We start from the raw sequence: 20346 nt of genomic DNA, 5'->3' as shown, positions 1-20346 counted from the left end.
CATCGATATAGTTAGAAAATAGTTTGTGGGTAATACTCTTATTTAATTAATAAACAACAAAAAAAGCTTGTAAAAACAAGCTTCAAAGTGTGAAATAAAAAATGGTTAAACGTAAATTAAGTGAACCTTATAGATAATATAATTCATTTTTTGATGTTCTAATAATGATTTTATATGTTTGAGCAGTTTTTTAAAATCAACAAACTCTAGTAATTAGTAATTGTTTATTCTTGAGAAGTTATAAATAAATGTTCAATCATAATTGACCTAAAACTGATTAACAAACTGTTACGTTACTCTAAGTAAAGGATATTAAATTAGATTTTTAGAGTATTCATTTTTTAGGAATCAGTTGATTGGAACGAAGGGATGCTCGACTCCTATGGGATAAGAGGAGGCGAAAGAATCTCGCCCCAGGGAAAGCGAGCATCCCATAGTGGAAATCAACCTCACCCTTCTCCTTTACGAAAATTTGCTAATTAATTGAGTAACTTGTTTTTTAACAAAGTGTAAGCTAGAAAAAATAAGCTTTAATGTAGATATAACCAATATTTTAGATTCTATTGAACCTCAGAAATACCTTTTAAATCCTTAATATTTGTTCGCATATGGTTCATTATTTCGTTGTATCTCATTTTGCCATTTTTTAGATTAACATCATTAATATTTTCCAAAGACATAATTTTAAAATTACGATTATCACGATAGTAATTATAAGTAGGAAAAAAACTTGGATTAGCCAATTCAATTTTTATATTTTGATCAGTTTGAGTTTTAACTACATCAATTGTACCCATGCCACCAATTAACTCATAGATTTCATCTTGAGCTGATAAGAAATTTCCTAATGAGTAAAAGACGATTGTTTTATTCCCCGTTTTTCCAGTGATCCAAGCCGGCGGTTGTAGGACGTGTGGATGATTACCAATAATAATTTGAACACCCATATCAGCCAATTGTTTTGCAAGTTTCTTCTGGGTATTGTTCGGCATTCTTTCATATTCAATCCCCCAATGCATGGCAACTACTACTACATCCGATACTTTCTTTGCTTTTTCAACATCACTACGTATTTTAGCAAGGTCGATCAAATTTACTAAATAATCTTTTCCTTTAGGAACAGGAATCCCATTTGTACCAAATGTGTAAGCAAGAAATGAAAATCGAATATTATTTTTATTTATCACTCTAATTTGGTCATGATCTGCTTGTGATTTAAAAGCACCTGTATATGGCATATGAATAGCGTCCCAATGCGAAATTGCACTATGTATAATTTTTTCACCTCGATCAAGTGAATGATTATTGGCCAGTGTTACAAAATCAACCCCAGCCCCTTTAAGTGCATCTCCAACTTCATATGGGCTATTAAATGCTGGATATGTAGATAATCCGAATTGCTTTCCACCAATCATCGTTTCTTGATTCGCTACTAAAATATCTGGCTTTTCCATCGTTTTTCTAACTTCATCAAACATTTTATTAAAGTTATATACTCCATTTGGAAGCCTAGCATCTTCATAAACCTCATTATGAATTAAAAGGTCACCCACTGCACCAACAGTCACCTTTGTAACAACCTGATTTAGTTTCTTTATAGGTTCATTCTGTTCTTTAACCAGTTCTGTTTTTCGTTTATTTTCTTTTACTTTGTGTTCCTCTTGATTATTTTTTGTACACCCGCAAAGTAAAGCAAAAAAACAGGTTAATACTACAATTATTTTTTTCATTTTTTTCTCTCCTGTAAAGCGAGATTCAATGGAATGTATGGTATAGGAACAGACAAAACAATCCAGAACCCTTATGTATTCATATTTTTATCCTTATCATCACTTAATACTCATTATGTTCCTTAATAATACTAGTCTGCCATTGTACTTTAAGACATTCCTTACTTTAAGTTATTTCCATTTTTTAACAAACAAGCACTATATTTTACAGTGTTTATTTTAAATAATCAACTATTATTAATCATTTACTTTCATAGATTTTAAAAATTGAGAATTATTGGACTTTACTATTGTTTAACTATTAAAATAATAACATGTTCAACATTTTTTTGATTTTTAAACAGATTTAATAATGCTTAAAACGTTTTAATAGATAAGGAGAGAACAATGAATAGATCAGAAAAGTTATTACAATTAAAGAAAGAGATTAGTCATGTGATAATTGGTAAAGAGGATGTCGTTGAAATGATATTCATCGCTCTTATTAATAATGGACATATTCTACTAGAAAGTGTCCCTGGTACTGGAAAGACACAATTAGCTAAAAGCTTTGCCAAAACGATTAACGGATCGTTTAAAAGAATTCAATTTACTCCGGATCTATTACCTAGTGATGTCACAGGTATTCAATTTTTTCATCCAAAAGAACAAGACTTTCAGCTTCGAATCGGTCCTGTTATGACAAATATTTTATTAGCAGATGAGATTAATCGTGCTACACCTAGAACCCAAGCTAGTTTATTAGAAGTAATGGAAGAACGCCAGGTAACAATCGATGGAGAAACTATTCCCCTACCAAATCCGTTTATCGTTATTGCAACGCAAAATCCAATTGAATCACAACAAGGTACATTTCCATTACCTGAAGCACAAATGGATCGATTTTTTATGCAAATTAGTTTAGAATACCCTACATTTGAAGAAGAAAAAAGCATTATGAAGTCATATCGTTCAAATACTCCATTTTTGAATTTAAAAAATGTACTAACTTTAGAAGAAATTGATGAAATGAAAGAACAGGTGAAAACTGTTACAATTTCAGAAGAAGTAGAGGATTATATTTTAAATATAATTCATTCAACGAGAAATCATGAGGATATTCAACTCGGCATAAGTCCACGTGGTACATTGGCACTAATGCGAGCTTCACAAGGTAAAGCATATATAAACAATAGAACATTTGTCACTCCACAAGATGTGAAGGATGTTGCGATTTATCTCCTTTCACACAGATTAGCCTTGACCCTTGAGGCATCCTTAAAGAAAAATGCTATACAAGTTATTGAATCCGTTTTAAATCAAGTTGAAGTTCCTGTAGAAGCTGGAGCTGGTCAATAAATGACTTGGAATAAAGAAATATATGGTAAAAATTCACTTGATATCCTAACTATTTTTGGGATTATATTTCTAATCATCAATGTCTATCAATCTTCCTATTTATTAATGTTTTTAGGAGGATTTTTAATCATCATTAGTTTAATGAGTCGATACTATTTAAAACATATTGCTGATTACCTGATCATCGAGAACGACAAGGAGCCCATTCGAGTTTCCGTCGGAGAACAATTTAATTTACCTATTAAGATTGCCCAGAATCATTGGTTACCTATTATTAATGCAACAATTCGCATAAAATTAGAACCTATTGTAGATAGTATAAATTTTAAAGCAGTTAGTAGTGATTCAAATTTGGAACTAATTATCCCAATTCAACTAAAAAGTAATGAAACGATTCAGATGACATTACCGCTTTCAGCTACTAAACGTGGAGTTACTAGAATTAAACAAGTAGAGCTAAAAATTTCAAACTTTTTTAGTTTAGGTTATCTATATTTAACCTATAAACCATTTTTACATAAAGAAATTATTATTTATCCTACATTAATTCCTGTACCTCAAATTGAACAAATCATTTCAACTAACTCATATGGTAGTTTTGTAACAAATACTAGTATGTTTGAAGATTTTCTAGCCCCGATTGGAACAAGAGATTACGTCTATTCGGACTCCTTTCATCGAATTCACTGGAAAGCTAGTGCTAAAACTCAAGTACTTCAAACGAAAATATATGAACGAACTGCTGACTATTCAATTACATTTATTATAAATTTACGAGATACTCATCATGATAATTTTAGATTAAGAATAATTGAAAACATCGAATCAATTGCTAGTAATATTGCCTATATCGTCCAATACGCTGCAATAAAAAATATTAATTATGAAATATTTCTAAATTTGAACATGGAAAGTGGAGTTCCTGTTTTTCATTTACCAATTGGTGGAGGTAAATCTCAACTAGGTAAAACTTATGATATCCTTGCACGAATTAATGGTGCAAGAATGACTCAGCCAATTGATCGATTACTTCATTACGTAGAAAAGCAACAACGAAAATCTCCTGTTGTTATTTTATGTGGTCCGTTCGGTAAGCATGGAGATCGATATTTCGCTCAAATGCGAAAACGTGGCCAAAGCGTCTATTATCTACAAGATGATTTAGAAAGTCCATCGCTTGTTCCATTTGGACAACATTAAGTCGAAAGGATAATGAAATGATTTTACGTTTACTTTCTACATACTTTTTTTCATTAGAATATCTATTACTCTATTTAATCGTAATATTTATATACGAATCAAAAAATCAACTGCCACCTACTTTGGCAATCATTTGTATTTTTATGATTGGAAATCTATTTTTACTTTACTCATTACGAAAATCTCAAGTATCACGTGTTATTCCGTTTCTAGCAGGCATAATTTCTGGAGGAATCGGCTATACTCTTGGCCTAAATTCTGTTACATCTATTATATGTGCTAGCTTTATCTATTTTCGACTTGAAGCTTTTCTTAAAGACACTTCGTTATGGATCGAAGAACGAAATAAATTACAAATCATTTTTTATTTAACGAGTTTGGTCGTCCTCTTTTTTGGTTGGACTTCACATTATTCTCATATGAACTTGATATTATGGATCATAATCATTTTTACAATTTTATTTAGTTTAGGCAGATACTTTCAGCAAGCAGTCACTACACAAACCATTAAAAACTATCGAGGAATTATAGGATCAATTAGTATAGCAGCCCTGCTTACTAGTACCATATCGTTAATATTACCGGTCTTAAAGTGGGCGATTTTTAAATTACTGGACGGTTTATTTAGTGCAGTTGGTTTTTTAGGAACTCCTTTCTTTAACTATGTAGATCACATCACTATTAAAGAGAAAAAACTTAAGCTAGGCCAAAATTCAAGTGCTGAAGATAAACTTCCACAAAATATACGTAATCACCATTATATTTTAGAGTCGACTCCTACTTGGGTATGGTTATTATTATTGATTATCGTATTAATCGTAATTTGGCTAGTCATAAGAAAGCTTACTTACATCCGTAATGAAAAAATTACCGCCCAACAAGAAATCAGCATCGAATATAATACAATACCAGAACATAAGAGGAAAAAAAGACGCTTTTTCAAACACTCTGCCCCAACAGAGCAAATCAGAAAACTAATCTTCCAACTTCAAAAATATGCATCTAAATACAAGATGGGTCGACACCAAAATGAAACACTAAAAGAGTGGTTGGAGCGAATACAAATACTGCATGAAGATGAACTAATTAATGCATATAACTCTGTGCGCTATGGTAAAGGTGAAATAAAGGATATTGAAAAATTTGAAGAACAAGTGAAAAGAATCAAGGATAAGATTAAAAGCAAGAATAAGGAAGAAGATTAAGAACAAAGAAAAAACCCAAACCTTTTACTTAGGTTTGGGTTTTCACGCTTTTGAAAAAGTTGAGGCTACGAATAATCCAGTGAAGGTGCAATTAAACTTGGTATTTCTGCAATTAAATCTGTTCAAGTGCAATTAAAATAGCCCTAACTGCAATTAAATTTGGCAATTCTGCAATTAAAAAACAAATCTGCAATTAACTCTATGAAAACTGCAAATAAGGCATGGCATCACAAGGAAATAGTTTATCAGATTCAAATAAATAGAGGAAATATCAATAAATCGAGTAAGAATCATTCAAAACTAAACATTATTCAGCAAAAGTAAGGTTGGTCCGAACTTTATATCAAAATTTCAACGGTAGATCAACAAGGATTGCCACAACATAAACTAAGGTTTGTGTTCTCTCCTTACCCTTGTATATAATTCTTATCGTAAACTTTCGTACTGATTGTATATTTTTCGATATTTTGCATGTGTGGGTCGTATCCGATGCCTGGTTTGGTTGGTACGGTGATCATACCCTTTTCTACGGTTACTTCTGGTTCGATAATATCTTCTGCCCAGTATAATGCAGATGCTGCTGTGTCTCCAGGTAGAGTGAAGTTTGGTAATGATGTGATTGCAATATTATGGGCTCTTCCGATTCCTGATTCTAGCATTCCACCACACCATAATGGAATTCCATTTTCCTGGCAAAGATCATGTATTTTTCTTGATTGAGTTAGTCCTCCAACTCGACCAATTTTAATATTAATAATTTTACAGCTTCCTAGTTTTATTGCTTTTCTAGCATCTTCTAGTGAGTGAATACTCTCGTCTAAGCAGATTGGCGTTTTCATTCTTTCTTGTAGGTCTGCGTGATCGATTATATCGTTGTATGCAAGTGGTTGTTCAATCATCATTAAATTATAATCATCTAATGCAATTAGTTGATCCATATCAGATAATGTGTATGCTGAGTTTGCATCCGCCATTAAAGGAATAGTTGGATATACTTTTCGTACTTTATCGATTAGTTCAAGATCCCAGCCTGGTTTAATTTTTAATTTAAATCTTTTATAGCCTTCTGCAAGTCGGTTTTCGATAATATTAATTGTTGAATCGATTGAATCTTGAATCCCAATGCTTACTCCTACTTCGATTTCCTTTTTCGTTCCACCTAACGCAGTTGAAAGTGAGATATTTTCTTGCTTAGCATAAAGATCCCAAATTGCGCCTTCTATTGCAGCTTTGGCCATATAGTTCCCACGAATATGTGAGAAATACTTTTCGGAAATTTCGTCTGGATTGTTAATATCATTATTTAACACGATTGGAATTAAATAATCTTCTAGAATATGCCAGTTTGTTTTTAACGTTTCTTCATTATATAGTGGATCAAGCATAGCAACAGATTCAGCCCAACCTGATATACCGTCTTCGCTTATCGCTTCTAATAAAATAAATTCACGGTCATATTCAGTACCAAAGCTTGTAGTAAATGGATGCAATAAATCTAGCTTCATATGGCGTAATATTACTTTTTTAATTTTCATTTCCGAACTCTCCCTTATTTTCCTTTTTATTTATTCAATACATAAAAATGAACTGGCATTTCCGAGTCTGAATTCTTATAAAATCCAGTAACTTTCCATCCGCTTTGAAATAATTTTTTAAAGGACTCTCTAGTAAGCATTCGCCACTGGCTTGCAATTTTACTATTCGTTTCTCTAATTGTTCGGAAATCTTTTGGTACCGCAACAAAGGCTAGATCGTTAAACACATCTATATCGTTTTGAATCGGCATTGGTATTCCGTCATTGTTTTCTTCCCATTTAATAAGTGAATTGCTAACTGCTTCATCTAATTCAAAAGGTCTCAACTTCTCCTTTTCCTCTTCCACTTCTGCAATATACCATTCAACTAAAAAACGGTCAGATGGAATTCCACTATTTAATAAGTCTTCCATTTCTCCATAGCAGTTTTCAATATACGTATTACAAACTCCACCTAACTTAGAAATATTTAAATAGCCATTTGCTGTCTCTAATGGATCATAAGTCCAAGTAATCAGTTTGTAGCCGAGTTTAAGAGCCTCTTCTCGCTGGGCAATTTTAAGCAGTTTTCCAATCCCTTTATTACGAAACTTTTGATCAATTCCAAGCATATGAGAACAAAGATAAACATTTTGTCCATCATAACCAGGAAAACTATATTGAAATCCAATTAGTTTATCGTCAAAATATGCACCTAAAACTAAGCCGCCATTTTTTGCAGCTGTAATTGTTTGATGCGTAGGAATTGAATCCTCAAAACCCCAAATTTTAGATTCTAATTCTCGTACTTGCCCCATTTCTTCGATCGAATGTAGAGCACGGATCTTAATTCCTGAATTAACTTCAGATTGATTCAGTTTGTTTAGCATTTGCCTCACCTCTTAATTGTTCTTGTTCTGATGCTAATAAAACTGTTTGAGTTAAAATTTTCGCTCCATAATGAAGTGCTTCTAAATTAAAACTCATATGAGGATGATGTAACCCTGGAGTTAATCCACATCCTAAACCGACCATTGTAGCCGCAATTTCAGGATATTTATTTGTATAGAAATGGAAGTCCTCCCCACCATTTGAAATGCATTCAGTCACTATGTTTTCATGTCCCATTATTTCTAAAATGGCCTTCTCGGTAATTTTTATTGCTTGCTCATTTTGTACGGCCGCTGGAACAAATTCTTCCATAGACCACGAAATCTTAGCTTTTGTTTCAATCATCGTTTCCTCAAAAACCTCAACTGTACGTGCGTTTAATTGATTCATAATGTCATTTGTTTGCGCTCTAACATCAAGTGAAAACTTTACTGTTTCTGGTATCGTATTTGATGCTTCATTTTCAGTTTGAATTTGGGTCATTTTAATTGAATGAGGGATATCCGTATTTAAATTTATTTGCTTTAATTTATTGACTATTTCAGCAGCTACTTCAATCGCATTAATACCATCTTGTGGCCTAGATGCGTGAGCCTGAATACCTCGAATTGTCCCTTTAATCGTTTCAGCAGACCCATGTATGATCACTGGAGAGGCCTTTTGAAAAGGTACTTCTCTTTCTGGTCTTAAGTGTACGCCAAACAATGAAATGACATTGTCTAATGCACCATCTTCCATCATTTGAAGGGCTCCCTCACCCTTTTCTTCGGCTGGCTGGAAGATAAATCGAATCGTATGTTTTGGCTTTAAACCACTTGCCGAAATCGCCAACGCTGCATATAAAACCATCGTACTATGAGCATCATGACCACATGAGTGGTTTGCCATTACAACACCATCAACTTCTTGAACTAGTGCATCCATATCAGCTCTTAGCGCAACAACTGTATCATTTTGACCCTTAATTTCAGCAATAAATCCAAAATGATTTTTATACGTTTTAATCTCAAATTCTGTATCATTTAGTCGTTCTCTTAAATACATTGCTGTTTTTTCTTCTTGCCAACTCGGCTCAGCTAGCTTATGTAAATCCTGGTAAGTTTGTATAATAGTTTCTTTATTTTGATCTAGAAAAGATTGTGGATTCATAAGATTTTCTCCTAACTGTTTTTTCTATTCTATAAATACTTCATAGGTAGAATAAATTTTTTCCAATTTCTGTTGATACATTTGAATTCTTTTTTGGTCTTTTTCATATAATCCGGCAATCACTAAATTTAGTAGACTTATAACTGATGCGATTGAGTTAGAACCACTTTCCACATTTTCTTCTGTAGTTAGAACAATATCTGCAATTCGACCAATTGGTGATAATAATCGATCAGTAATAGAAATTAAACTGACTCCATTTTCTTTCGTACATTCTGCAATTGTTAGTGTTTCCTTAGCATACCTTGGAAATGAAAATGCAATAACAACTGATTTTTCTGTTAAATTACAAAACTTTTCATAAAAGTCACCTGCTGGAGAACAATACAATACGTTACCTCTTATTGAGCTTAACGTATTCGAAAACCAGTACGCTGCTATATGGGATACACGATGACCAACTATTAGCACTTGATCAGCAGAGGTAATTGCTTCAACAGCTTTTGAAATTTCCTTAATATTCGAAGGGAGTAATAAGTTTCTTAAAATATTTACTTCATTTTCGATAATTTTTGTAAATGTATTTTGACCTTCTACATTTTTCATCTCTTCTTTTTCTTTTATATAATCGGCTTTATTTAAATGAAGAAACTCATTTTGAACACATAACTGCAGATCACTGAAGCCTTCAAATTCGAGTGCATATGAAAGACGAATGACCGTTGTTTCACTTACTTCAGCTTTTTTTCCAATTTGATAAGCAGTTTTAAAAGCACACTCCTCAAGATTTTCAATCATATAAGTCGCTACTTTTTTTTGCCCTGGTGATAATTGTGAAAATTTTTCCTTAACTAATAATTTAAAATTAGGTCGCTCCATTATTTTTAATCCTTCCAGTAATGAAGTTTATCCTTCATTAATTTTAAAAGTTGCAGTATATACTTCTTTTTCTTATACATTATCATATCCCTAAACTAGGAGCAAGGAAAAAAAAGTTAAGTTTTTCTGCTTTTAACCTAATAAATATTTGTAGTTCGTAGTTAATTGCCCTTACAATTTACCTCAATTTGAATTAACTAAAATAGGACTACTTTTCAAAATTTGAATTCGGTCAAAAGCCGTAATCGTGTATACAATTAGTTTTCAAATCGGTTTAAACGTTATTTGTATACCCTAAAACTAAGGAGGGGAAAATTTGAAAGTCTTAATAATCTGGCGTCTTTTAACAGTTGGTGGAGTAAATGCTGGCTGGAGAAATCGTTCAATTTATTTTAAAAAGTTTGGCATTGATACTGAGTTTTTATATACAACTGATCATGGTGGATTACACATAATGGAAGATATTGCACCTGTCTATTTAACGAAGGACGAAAATGAAATTATAGAAATCATTAAAAATAATGCATATGACGCAATCATTGTAGTAGATACGGGTTCCGCGTATAAGTGGTTACAAAAAGCTAATTATAATGGTCCAGTTATTGTAGAAGCACGTACACCCGAGCTTATTAAACTACAACCTCATTTAAAGAAATGCACATTGATTGAACCGGTTTCTATTATTGTTCCATCAAATTATCAAAAAAGATTAGTCTCCATCTTAACAGATAACATCCCCATTAAAGTAATCTACAATGGTGTTGACACTTCATTTTTTCATCCATTAGCTCAAGATGAAATTGCGTACGAAAATAATCCAATCCTCCCAAAAAATAAAAAAATAGTTTGCTGGATTGGTAGAGTGGATAAACGAAAAAACTGGCAGATGTTAATCGAAGTTGCAAAATTGATAAAAAGTGCACGGTCGGATATTGAAATATGGTTAATCGGAGGAGCTCAAAGTGTGCAGCGAGAAGATTTTGCATTAACTTGGAAGGAAGAAGGTCTAACTGATCTTATCAAATGGTTTCCGGTAATTCCATATCAACAAATGCCGCATGTATACGCAAAAGTGCTTCAATCTGGGGGATGTACGATCGCAACAACAAAAGTAGAGTCATTCGGCAATACTTTTATTGAATCCATGGCATGTGGAGTCCCAGTTGTTGCTTCTAATATAATGCCTATCTCAGAAATCGTTCTTCAAGGTGAAACAGGTATGCTTTTTCGAGGACATGATGTTCAGGATGCTGTTAAAAAAATCTATTCAATAGTTGATAATAGTAAACTACATCAAAAGCTTTCACAAAATGCAATCGACCATGTTGAACAGAATTTTGCTATTCAGAAAGTAGCTGATATTTATCGAGAATATCTTTTAAAATTTGATGAAAGCAAAAATAGTGATGTGATTCAAAATGATTGAACCGGTTTCATATATTAAAAAATTAGAAGGAAAATCAAATGCTCATTTAATTACCTTTAATGATGGTAGAGATTATGTTGTGAAATATTTTCGGTCTGGATTCGAGAAAACATTACCAAACGAATGGGTTGCCTATTGCATTGCTAGATTTTTAGATTTACCGGTTCCTTATGCTCAAATCGTTTCCATTCCTGAAGAATTTTCAAAATCAATACCAGAATTAGAAATTGAAGAAATTCAACATTCAAAGTTTCAATTTGCTTCTTTATATGTACCTGAAACGATAAATGGTCATCAAGTTGGATCGGTTCCTAGTATTATAAATAACAATCAGCTTGCAGGCATCATTTTATTTGATTATTGGCTGTGTAATGGAGATCGTACCCGAAAAAATATTTTATTGCGTGAAGAAAGTTTAGATCATTTTAAACTATGGATCATTGATCATGCGGAATCATTTGGATCTTACAGTTGGTTAGTTTCTGAGTTAGAAACTTTGCCTCAAAAAATTATGAAAAGTTCAACCCATCAGTTCATGTCCAGATATATAAATAGTGAAGAAGAATTTAATGAACAACTGGAGATTATCCAAAGATTCCCGGTATTGCTTTTAGAAGAAATTGTAGAATTGATCCCTGATGATTGGTTGTTATCAAAGGAAGACAAAAAGGCAATTGTAGGCAGATTAGTAAATCGTAGAAAAAAAATACTCCCTTATCTTAAACATAAGTTCGTCAAATCGATCTATCGTCCATTACATGAACAAACTGAGTAGAATAATAAAAACGACTTCAAATTAGTTTGAAAGTCGTTTTTTTCATTTTTATTATGCTATCGAATAATAGACGGTTTTCCAACTGGGTAATATTCTATTTTCTCACAATCTCTAACTCTTTCTTCCATCAGACAGTTTCTTCCGTCAAAAATGATTGGATTCTTCATTTTATTTAGTATGCTAGGTAAGTCAAGTTCTCTAAATTCTCTCCACTCAGTAACAATAAAAATTGCATCTGTATCCGTTACACATTCATTTATTGAACTAGCGAACGTTAAATTGTTACCTAGTATTTTTTTGGCGTTTTCAATTGCAACAGGGTCATATGCAATGACTTCTGCTCCTAGTTCTGTTAAAGAATTTATGATATTAATAGAAGGTGCTTCTCTCATATCATCTGTATCGGGTTTAAACGATAATCCTAGACATGCAATCTTTTTCCCTTTTAATATACCAAATCGTTCAATCGCTTTCTTTACAAGTAATTCACGTTGAAAATTATTGATTGAAATAGTTTCCTTTAGAAAACCAAATTCAACCCCATTTAACTCGGCTGTATGCAATAATGCTTTAACATCCTTTGGGAAACAAGAGCCGCCATAACCTATTCCAGCATATAAAAATGCTTCACCGATTCGTTTATCTTTACCCATTCCTTTTGCCACATCTTCAACATTTGCACCAAGTACTTCACAAAGATTTGCAATTTCGTTTATATAACTTATTTTGCTAGCTAAAAATGCATTGGATGCATATTTAATCATTTCTGCACTTCGAATACTAGTATTTAAGATTGGTACATTTAATGGTTTATACATTTCTTCAACAATTCTAGCAGACTCTTGATTATTGCTACCGATAATGATTCGATCTGCTTCCATCGTATCTTTAATTGCGGAGCCTTGTCTCAGGAACTCTGGATTTGAAACAACGTCAACTACGATATCTTTACTGCAATTTTGTTGAATAATTTCCTTTACTACTTCATTCGTTCCAACTGGAACAGTACTTTTTATCGCAATAATTACGTCTTGTTTAATATTTTTTGCGATATCAATCGCTGCACCCTCAAGATAGGATAAATTTGCGGCCCCATCTTCTCCTTGAGGGGTACCTACTGCAACGATAATAACCCTCGCATCTTCTAACCCCTTATCATACGAGGTTGTGAATGATAATCTTCCTAACTTAATATTATTAGTTATTAACTCTTCAATTCCTGGTTCATATATTGGAGAAATACCTGCACGCAAATTTTTTATTTTAAGTTCATTTATATCGATACAAGTTACTGAGTGACCAATCTCTGCTAAACAGACTCCTGTTGTTAAACCGACATAGCCCGTACCTAATATAGAAATTTTCAAGTCAATCCACTTCCTGATTCTTCATATTTAGAGCATGATCAGATATGACCTCATTTAAAAAAGCAATTACCTCATCTTTTATATCTTCTCTATTAATCGCAAAATCAATTGTAGCCATTATAAATCCGATTTTATTTCCGATATCATATCGTTTACCTTCGAAATTATATGCTAAGACAAATTGATTTTTATTAAATTCATTAATCGCATCTGTTAATTGTAATTCACGGCCTTGTCCCACAGAAATTGTCGATAAAATATCAAAAATCTCTGGAGTAAGAATGTATCGTCCCATAATTGCATAATTTGATGGGGCATCTTTCAATTTTGGTTTTTCCACTAGACACTCAACTTGAAATAGATTTGTATTTGTATCATAAGTACTTTCTTTTTGTTTAATAACGCCATATTTACTTACTTCTTCATCAGGAACATTCTGCACAGCAATAACCGGGGCATTATATTTCTCGTAAACATTAATAATTTGCTGTAAGCAAGGTGTTGTAGACATAACGATGTCATCCCCTAACAAAACAGCAAATGGTTCATCTCCTATAAAACTCTTAGCACATAATATTGCATCCCCTAATCCTTTTGGTTCCTTTTGACGCACGTAAAAGATTTTCACCATATTGGATATTTTCTGCATTTCTTCCAAAACAGTTAGCTTGTTTTTTCGAGATAAAGATTCTTCTAATTCATATGATTTATCAAAATGATCCTCGATTGCTCGTTTGCCTCTACCACTAATAATAATGATTTCTTCAATTCCAGAAGCTACAGCTTCTTCAACGATATATTGGATAGTTGGTTTATCAACTATTGGTAACATTTCTTTTGGCAACGCTTTTGTTGCTGGCAAAAAACGAGTCCCGAGACCAGCAGCGGGAATAATAGCCTTGCGGATTTTCATTTGACTTGCCTCCAAACTTTGGTTCATTCTACTTTATATGTAAATTAAGGAGGACTTGTCACCATATATACCTATTATGGTTAGAAAGTTTATGACTTAAAAACTAGCTTTTTTTGACCTGCAGTTTATATAGGTAAAAACACTAGAACAATCTATTACAAGGAAATATTTGTAGGAATTCATGCACCAATATTAATATGTTTAAGAGACTTTTCGTGTTATTTGAACTAGCCTTATGCTATTGGATCCATGTTGTTGTATTAATTGCGTCGGCTTAAGCATTATTTGAGCATTTTTAAGCATAATTTAAGACTGGTTTGTTATTCACGGAATGTTATTCTTTACGCCAGGATGAGCGTTAATTAAGCGATGTTAACAAGGTGTTCATCGCATAAGTTGCTCTCGTCCAATCCCACCATCAATAAATAATTTTTCAAACTAAAAAAGGCTATCTCAAAAGTCCATAAACTTATGAGACAGCCTCTTTCTATTAGACACTTTCCTCAAAATATGATTTTTTATCGATTTCTGTTTCTATATAATTCAGTAACGCTAGGAAATCTCTTTAATTGAAAAGGTTCAGAATTAACTTGATTAGATTGATTGTTAGTTCTATTTTCAACTCTTCTTACTTCATTTGTATATGGGCTTGGGTATGAATTTGGGTATGAATTTGGGTATGAATTTGGGTATGAATTTGGGTATGAATTTGGGGTTGAATTTGAGTTTACATTATTTACACCCTGATCAGTTACTCTTCTAATTCGTCTTAATACTCTAGGATTACTATTAGCTGGATATTCTTCAACTTTTACTACTACTCTATCTCTTGATGTTGATTTAGATTTTTCCACTAGGACTTCTTCCATTGCTTTTGTTTCAGACTGAGTTATTGGTTCTGATACTTCTACTTGTGATTCAACAGTTGGTTCTTTTACTTCAGCTACATTTTTATTCGTTTCGATCAACTGTGTATTTTGTACTGCAGTTTTAAATAATGTTTGAGGTTCATATTGTTCTAATTGTTCTAGTGAAATAGATGAAGCATATTCAGTTTGGCTCCATGTAGATAGTATTTCATTTGCTACACGACTCCATAAATACTTAGTAACTGCAAGTTCTCTACCTTTTTTCCCCATATTCTTCATTAGCGTTTTGTTTGATAATATTTCTGTGATTTTGGTAGCGAATTCATCTGGATCAACTGGATTTTCTACGATTAATCCATTCTCACCTGGAATAATAACTTCAGGATTCCCTCCTCGAGCAGTTGTTACAATTGGAAGTCCAGCTGCCATGGCTTCATAGTGGACCCTTGCAAGAGGCTCTTGCCATAATGAAGTACATACAAATAGATCGGCTACTGCAAACCAGTTGTGTATTTCAAAAGGTGATACAAACCCTGTTGTAATAATTGGTACATCTTGTTTTTTTGCGATAGCACGAATATAAGCAACATAGTCCGTAACATTATTTTGACTAAACCAATTGCTTCCTACGATGACTAAAGCTAAATCTTTGAACTTTTTTGAAAGTGTTGGCAATGCTCTTATTAGACGGTCTACGCCTTTGTTTTCTGAAAGTCTTCCAGCGAATAAAATAACCGTTTTATTTTCTAAACCAAACTCTTTTCTAAGTGTGTTTCTCGTACTAATCATTTTTGAATCATTTCCAGGTAAGAAACGGTCAGAATCAACCCCTGAGTAGATCGTTCTGATTTTATTTGCACTTTGAGGATAAAGTTCACGAATGACATTTCCTACATAATCACTTACCGTAACGATACTTGAAACTTCTTCTAATACTAAATTCGCTTCATCAACAGCAATTTTCCCAATATTAAACATGTCATTATGCATGCTCAATGTGATTTTTGATTTTGGAGCTACTTTTCTAATTGGAAGGACAAGTCGTGGTCTGTTAAAAATGTGGATTAAATCAAATTGATTTCCTTTAATGTATTCAACTACACCTTCACGATATAGTTCTAATACTTTCCCTGGCACACGTACATAATGTACACCGTCGATTGTTTCTTCATCTGGTAATGATGGATCATTAACACCTAATACTGTTATATCGTGTACTTTACTTAAATAAGGTAAACTACCTGCTATATAAGTCTGAATCGCACCACCTAAAACTGGAGGTACTGGTAGGTTTTCAGTACATACCATTAATATTTTCATTCTTTTCCACTCCAGTCGTTGCGAACTTCATTCAATGTTGCCCACTTTGACTGCTCTAAGTCAACGATTGATTGAATTAATTGTTTAGTAGATTCGCCTAAAAATAATTCTGGTTCATAAAGTACTTCTTTAATGTTTTTATAAAATTCATTTGGCATTGAAAAATCAATCATTAATACTTCATATAATTCTTTAGAAATTGGATTTGCTTCATGATATGCGTTAATCATTTCTCTTACCCATGTAGCATCCCAAGCGAATAAATCAGACATTGTACCAGATATCAGTTTTCTAAGATCACGAATTGGCAAATCATATGCAACTCCATCTAAATCAATGATCCACATTCCATTTGGACCCATTTGACCATTTGACCATCCGTAATCTTGGTGAACTAGGCCCCAACTCGCATTTCCTTCATTCACCATATTAAAGTAACCCGAATTATTTAGGTCTTCCATACTCTTTCTTGCTTGTTCTTGAAATGTATCTACTACATTTAATAAATCCTGACTAGCAGGCATTTCATCATAGGCCAAAGCAATTGTTCTAAACCAATTCATTTTGTTATATACTTTTTCATAGCTTTTTGGCCATTTGTGCAATCTTGATGCAATTTCTGCTTGAATCGGTGGTACATAGCCTTTACTTAAACGATGAAACTCACCAAGAGCAAAACATAACTGCTTAGCACCTTCTAAATCTTTAGAAACTGGTGCCAACTCTTCAATCCATTCTGCAACGAACCATAGCTTTCCACCAGCTTCTACGTACTCCTCGCCATCTCTAGTTCGAACGATGCTTGGAACTCTAGCCTGTTGAACTTCAACTAAATACTTCTGAGCCCCTAAACTAAACATACTTCTAGTAGGTCTTCTGTGTAAAAGCTTAAAACTTTTTGGACCATCGTTTGTTTCAATTTTCCAAATCGCGCCGCCTTTGTCAGCTTTCGTTGTTATTACTTGCATGCTATTTACTTGAAGGTCATAAAACTTAAGTACTTCAAGTCCAATTTTTTCAATATATTCAGGCACATAGAATTCATCATGAATAAGTTCATCGACAATCCATGGCTCAATTATTATATTATTCAATTTCTCCCTCCTACTTTTTAGAGCCCATAAAAAAATTCACATTTCTTTTTAATGAAATGTAATAAAATGGTTAGATTACTTTTATTGCTCTAAGAGTGTTTAGACCTAATGTAATAATATGAATTTGTCCAAGTATTGTGAGGGTATATGTGTATTCTATTTAAAAAGTATTTTCTCCTAATCTAGTTATATACATATTTCTATTTAAATTCGAACTATGTCGTTTTATCCATCATATGATATTCCAACTCTTGTTAGATAAGGAGGTTTTTAACATTAAAAAAGCTGATACTATGCGCATCTTAATTACTGGATGTGCAGGATTTATTGGATTTCATCTAAGTAGGCGCCTATTAGAACAAGGTATTCAGATCATTGGGATTGATAATATAAATGATTATTATGACAGAAGTCTAAAATTTGATAGATTGGAGCTTTTAAAGATATATGAAAATTTCAGTTTCATAAATGGCTCAATACATGAAATGGAACTATTAGAAGAGCTCTTTGAACAATATAATTTCGATCTAGTCATTAATCTAGCAGCACAGGCTGGGGTGAGATATAGTTTAGAAAATCCAGGGTCATATATTCAATCAAACCTTGTAGGATTTGCCAATATATTAGAGTGTTGTAAAAATCATCAAATTAATCACCTCATATACGCCTCTTCTAGTTCTGTTTATGGTAATAATAAAAAAACTCCCTCTTCAATTAATGATCGAGTTGACGAACCAATTAGCTTATATGCAGCAACAAAAAAATCAAATGAATTAATGGCATATTCATATAGTCATACGTTTAATCTTCCTACTACTGGATTGCGTTTTTTTACAGTCTATGGGCCATGGGGTAGACCAGATATGGCGCTATATAAATTTGCTAATTCAATCACTAATGGACAACCAATAGATGTTTATAATTATGGAAATATGAAACGAGATTTTACTTATATTGATGATGTAGTTGAATCAATTGTAAGAATCATTAAAAATGGGCCACCAAATGAATCCACTTCGTATTATAAACTTTATAATATTGGTAACAATAGCCCAGTGAATTTAAATTATTTTATCGAAGTGTTAGAAAAGCAACTTGGTATAAAAGCAACTATTCGATTATTGCCGATGATTTCAGGAGAAGTACTTGAAACATATGCCGATATTGATCAACTCGTAAATGATATTCAATATAGTCCAACTACTTCAATTGAAGACGGTATTGCAAAATTCGTTGAATGGTTTAAGGATTATAAAAAGAAATGAAACTAGCCACAAGGATTTTAAACTTCCTTGTGGTTTATTTGTCTAATGTAGAAATTTTCAGCTATTGCTGTTGGTTAACAAAAAAAGAAACCCAGTTTAAGGGCTCACTGCATATAAATTATTCGCCTGGTTCCGTCCTCACTTAACATTTGAATATAATCCTCATTTAATTGTTCTGTTAAATGATCTCTATAGTGCCAAATTGATAATAAGCATTGTTTAAATTTTTCAATTATACCTACATTTTTAACTTTTCTAGCTACCTTTATTAATTCATTTAACCCTTCAATATATTGCTTTTTTTCACATTTTAAAAGTGATTGTGCATAACAGAAATCTAAGTACAATTGTTGTTTATACAAATTTGAACTATTGGCCATCTCATTAATTACATTTTCATGCTGATTGATTAAAGCTAAAGCATCTTCTAATCTACCTAATTTTACATAGGATTCAATAATTCTCGGAATGCCTACATATAAATCATCTCTATCTTTAATCCAATCGTAGTATTCATCTACATAATGTAATTCACCAAAATCAAGGAATGTGACATACCGATTACCGATTGCAGCCTCTGCAAAAAAATCATTAATCTTACTATATTTCCTTATTATTTCAAGCACTTCATCGATTGAATTACTTAACCTATTTAAAGCGAAACCTTGGTATACTAACCCATAACCAAATTGCTTTTCATTCTTCGCCATTTTTTCTAATCGCTTCGCATAATGAAGGACTTTGTCCCATTGTTTTAACATATAGTAAGTAGCTGTAATATATAAAATTGTTAGTTCCTGAAAATCATCTGGCATATAGCTCACATATTCTAGAACATGGACAAGAGTAGCTGGTCCTTCTTCTGTTAATCTATTTAAATAGTACTTTCTGAAATAACTAATAGCGACTTCTTCTGCAGTTTGATCTGGCATGTGATGAATAATGATTTCATATAAAGGTAAAGCCTCTTTCTCTTTCCCTTCAGCAAATAACTTTTCAGCAATCTCAAATAAATTTTGTAAATTTTTAGTTCGTATTGTCTTAGATTTTTCCTCTAACATTTCAGAAATGATAAAGTTCAACTCTTTTTTAAATCCATTTATTGCACATTTATAAATAAATGCTACACTTCTTCGTTTATCTAAATATCGATTCTGATTAAAGCATAATTGTGTATAGCCCGAGTAAAAATGTCCTTCTGCCAAACCGAATGCTTCTGTAATTGCATCTAAATAATGCAAAGATAAGGGCTTTTTATTATTAAATACTCTACTAATATCACTAATATGGATTCCAGAATATTTAGCCAAATCAGCTTTATTCCATTTTTTGTCATTCATTAATGTAAGAAAATCATATAGAAGTATCTGATTCATAAGCTTTTCCTCTCCATACCTGGTAATAATCTTTT

General features: G+C 32.5%; 16 protein-coding genes. 6 read left to right on the top strand and 10 right to left on the bottom strand.

The window, feature by feature from the left end:
• Positions 1-560 precede the first annotated feature (560 nt).
• The gene (locus V5E38_RS03935) at positions 561-1730 is read right to left on the bottom strand and encodes a CapA family protein (protein ID WP_499212305.1); all 1170 of its coding nucleotides are present in this window, start codon (positions 1728-1730) and stop codon (positions 561-563) included.
• A gap of 387 nt (positions 1731-2117) precedes the next feature.
• Between V5E38_RS03935 and V5E38_RS03930 the strand changes: the two genes are divergently transcribed.
• From V5E38_RS03930 to V5E38_RS03920, 3 genes are read left to right on the top strand one after another with little or no spacing between them, the layout of a single operon-like run.
• On the top strand, positions 2118-3068 hold the full coding sequence (locus V5E38_RS03930) for an AAA family ATPase (protein ID WP_499212304.1): 951 nt from the start codon (positions 2118-2120) through the stop codon (positions 3066-3068).
• Positions 3069-4268, top strand: coding sequence for a DUF58 domain-containing protein (locus V5E38_RS03925; protein WP_499212303.1), 1200 nt, complete (start codon positions 3069-3071; stop codon positions 4266-4268). It abuts the gene before it with no gap.
• 17 nt (positions 4269-4285) lie between these two features.
• Positions 4286-5473, top strand: coding sequence for a hypothetical protein (locus tag V5E38_RS03920; protein WP_499212302.1), 1188 nt, complete (start codon positions 4286-4288; stop codon positions 5471-5473).
• Positions 5474-5880: 407 nt separating this feature from the next.
• On the opposite strand, the gene menC is transcribed toward V5E38_RS03920, so the two are convergent.
• The 4 genes from menC to V5E38_RS03900 are packed head-to-tail and all read right to left on the bottom strand — an operon-like array spanning position 5881 to position 9906.
• Positions 5881-7008 carry an o-succinylbenzoate synthase gene (gene menC / locus V5E38_RS03915; RefSeq protein ID WP_499212301.1) on the bottom strand — a complete coding sequence of 376 codons (1128 nt, stop codon included), beginning with the start codon at positions 7006-7008 and terminating at the stop codon, positions 5881-5883.
• 26 nt (positions 7009-7034) lie between these two features.
• On the bottom strand, positions 7035-7877 hold the full coding sequence (locus tag V5E38_RS03910; RefSeq protein WP_499212300.1) for a GNAT family N-acetyltransferase: 843 nt from the start codon (positions 7875-7877) through the stop codon (positions 7035-7037).
• Positions 7852-9027, bottom strand: coding sequence for a zinc-binding metallopeptidase family protein (locus tag V5E38_RS03905; RefSeq protein WP_499212299.1), 1176 nt, complete (start codon positions 9025-9027; stop codon positions 7852-7854). The genes V5E38_RS03910 and V5E38_RS03905 overlap by 26 nt, the downstream gene beginning before the upstream one ends.
• A 24-nt stretch (positions 9028-9051) precedes the next feature.
• A complete protein-coding gene (locus tag V5E38_RS03900) occupies positions 9052-9906 on the bottom strand; it encodes a MurR/RpiR family transcriptional regulator (protein ID WP_499212298.1) in 855 nt (284 codons plus the stop codon).
• A gap of 316 nt (positions 9907-10222) precedes the next feature.
• On the opposite strand from V5E38_RS03900, the gene V5E38_RS03895 reads away from it, so the two are divergent.
• Together V5E38_RS03895 and V5E38_RS03890 are read left to right on the top strand one after the other, a co-directional pair.
• Positions 10223-11332, top strand: coding sequence for a glycosyltransferase family 4 protein (locus tag V5E38_RS03895; RefSeq protein ID WP_499212297.1), 1110 nt, complete (start codon positions 10223-10225; stop codon positions 11330-11332).
• Positions 11325-12107 carry a HipA family kinase gene (locus V5E38_RS03890; protein WP_499212296.1) on the top strand — a complete coding sequence of 261 codons (783 nt, stop codon included), beginning with the start codon at positions 11325-11327 and terminating at the stop codon, positions 12105-12107. The genes V5E38_RS03895 and V5E38_RS03890 overlap by 8 nt, the downstream gene beginning before the upstream one ends.
• Positions 12108-12163: 56 nt before the next feature.
• Here the strand turns inward: V5E38_RS03890 and V5E38_RS03885 are convergent, their stop codons facing one another.
• The 4 genes from V5E38_RS03885 to V5E38_RS03870 form a co-directional block, all read right to left on the bottom strand.
• Positions 12164-13474, bottom strand: coding sequence for a UDP-glucose dehydrogenase family protein (locus tag V5E38_RS03885; protein WP_499212295.1), 1311 nt, complete (start codon positions 13472-13474; stop codon positions 12164-12166).
• A 1-nt stretch (position 13475) separates the two neighbouring features.
• On the bottom strand, positions 13476-14387 hold the full coding sequence (galU, locus tag V5E38_RS03880) for a UTP--glucose-1-phosphate uridylyltransferase GalU (RefSeq protein ID WP_335448523.1): 912 nt from the start codon (positions 14385-14387) through the stop codon (positions 13476-13478).
• A 518-nt stretch (positions 14388-14905) separates the two neighbouring features.
• The gene (locus V5E38_RS03875; RefSeq protein ID WP_499212294.1) at positions 14906-16576 is read right to left on the bottom strand and encodes a glycosyltransferase family 4 protein; all 1671 of its coding nucleotides are present in this window, start codon (positions 16574-16576) and stop codon (positions 14906-14908) included.
• Positions 16573-17670, bottom strand: coding sequence for a CotS family spore coat protein (locus V5E38_RS03870; protein ID WP_097975864.1), 1098 nt, complete (start codon positions 17668-17670; stop codon positions 16573-16575). Before V5E38_RS03870 ends, V5E38_RS03875 begins: the two co-directional genes overlap by 4 nt.
• Before the next feature lie 293 nt (positions 17671-17963).
• On the opposite strand from V5E38_RS03870, the gene V5E38_RS03865 reads away from it, so the two are divergent.
• Complete coding sequence (locus V5E38_RS03865) at positions 17964-18935, top strand: Rossmann-fold NAD(P)-binding domain-containing protein (RefSeq protein WP_499212293.1); 972 nt, start codon at positions 17964-17966, stop codon at positions 18933-18935.
• A gap of 104 nt (positions 18936-19039) precedes the next feature.
• Here V5E38_RS03865 and V5E38_RS03860 read toward each other — a convergent pair whose 3' ends face one another.
• A complete protein-coding gene (locus V5E38_RS03860; protein ID WP_499212292.1) occupies positions 19040-20311 on the bottom strand; it encodes a helix-turn-helix domain-containing protein in 1272 nt (423 codons plus the stop codon).
• Between the last annotated feature and the right edge of the window lie 35 nt (positions 20312-20346).

This window comes from Rossellomorea sp. GAMAL-10_SWC (assembly GCF_049568075.1).
GTDB lineage: Bacteria > Bacillota > Bacilli > Bacillales > Bacillaceae_G > Gottfriedia.
The sequence above is the reverse complement of the archived record's forward strand: the minus strand, read 5'-3'. Positions and strand labels throughout refer to the sequence as shown.

Coding starts and splice junctions, on each gene's coding strand:
- V5E38_RS03935 (WP_499212305.1), bottom strand. CDS start 1,730: ATGAAAAAAATAATTGTAGTATTAACCTGTTTTTTTGCTTTACTTTGC.
- V5E38_RS03930 (WP_499212304.1), top strand. CDS start 2,118: ATGAATAGATCAGAAAAGTTATTACAATTAAAGAAAGAGATTAGTCAT.
- V5E38_RS03925 (WP_499212303.1), top strand. CDS start 3,069: ATGACTTGGAATAAAGAAATATATGGTAAAAATTCACTTGATATCCTA.
- V5E38_RS03920 (WP_499212302.1), top strand. CDS start 4,286: ATGATTTTACGTTTACTTTCTACATACTTTTTTTCATTAGAATATCTA.
- menC (WP_499212301.1), bottom strand. CDS start 7,008: ATGAAAATTAAAAAAGTAATATTACGCCATATGAAGCTAGATTTATTG.
- V5E38_RS03910 (WP_499212300.1), bottom strand. CDS start 7,877: ATGCTAAACAAACTGAATCAATCTGAAGTTAATTCAGGAATTAAGATC.
- V5E38_RS03905 (WP_499212299.1), bottom strand. CDS start 9,027: ATGAATCCACAATCTTTTCTAGATCAAAATAAAGAAACTATTATACAA.
- V5E38_RS03900 (WP_499212298.1), bottom strand. CDS start 9,906: ATGGAGCGACCTAATTTTAAATTATTAGTTAAGGAAAAATTTTCACAA.
- V5E38_RS03890 (WP_499212296.1), top strand. CDS start 11,325: ATGATTGAACCGGTTTCATATATTAAAAAATTAGAAGGAAAATCAAAT.
- galU (WP_335448523.1), bottom strand. CDS start 14,387: ATGAAAATCCGCAAGGCTATTATTCCCGCTGCTGGTCTCGGGACTCGT.
- V5E38_RS03875 (WP_499212294.1), bottom strand. CDS start 16,576: ATGAAAATATTAATGGTATGTACTGAAAACCTACCAGTACCTCCAGTT.
- V5E38_RS03865 (WP_499212293.1), top strand. CDS start 17,964: ATGCGCATCTTAATTACTGGATGTGCAGGATTTATTGGATTTCATCTA.
- V5E38_RS03860 (WP_499212292.1), bottom strand. CDS start 20,311: ATGAATCAGATACTTCTATATGATTTTCTTACATTAATGAATGACAAA.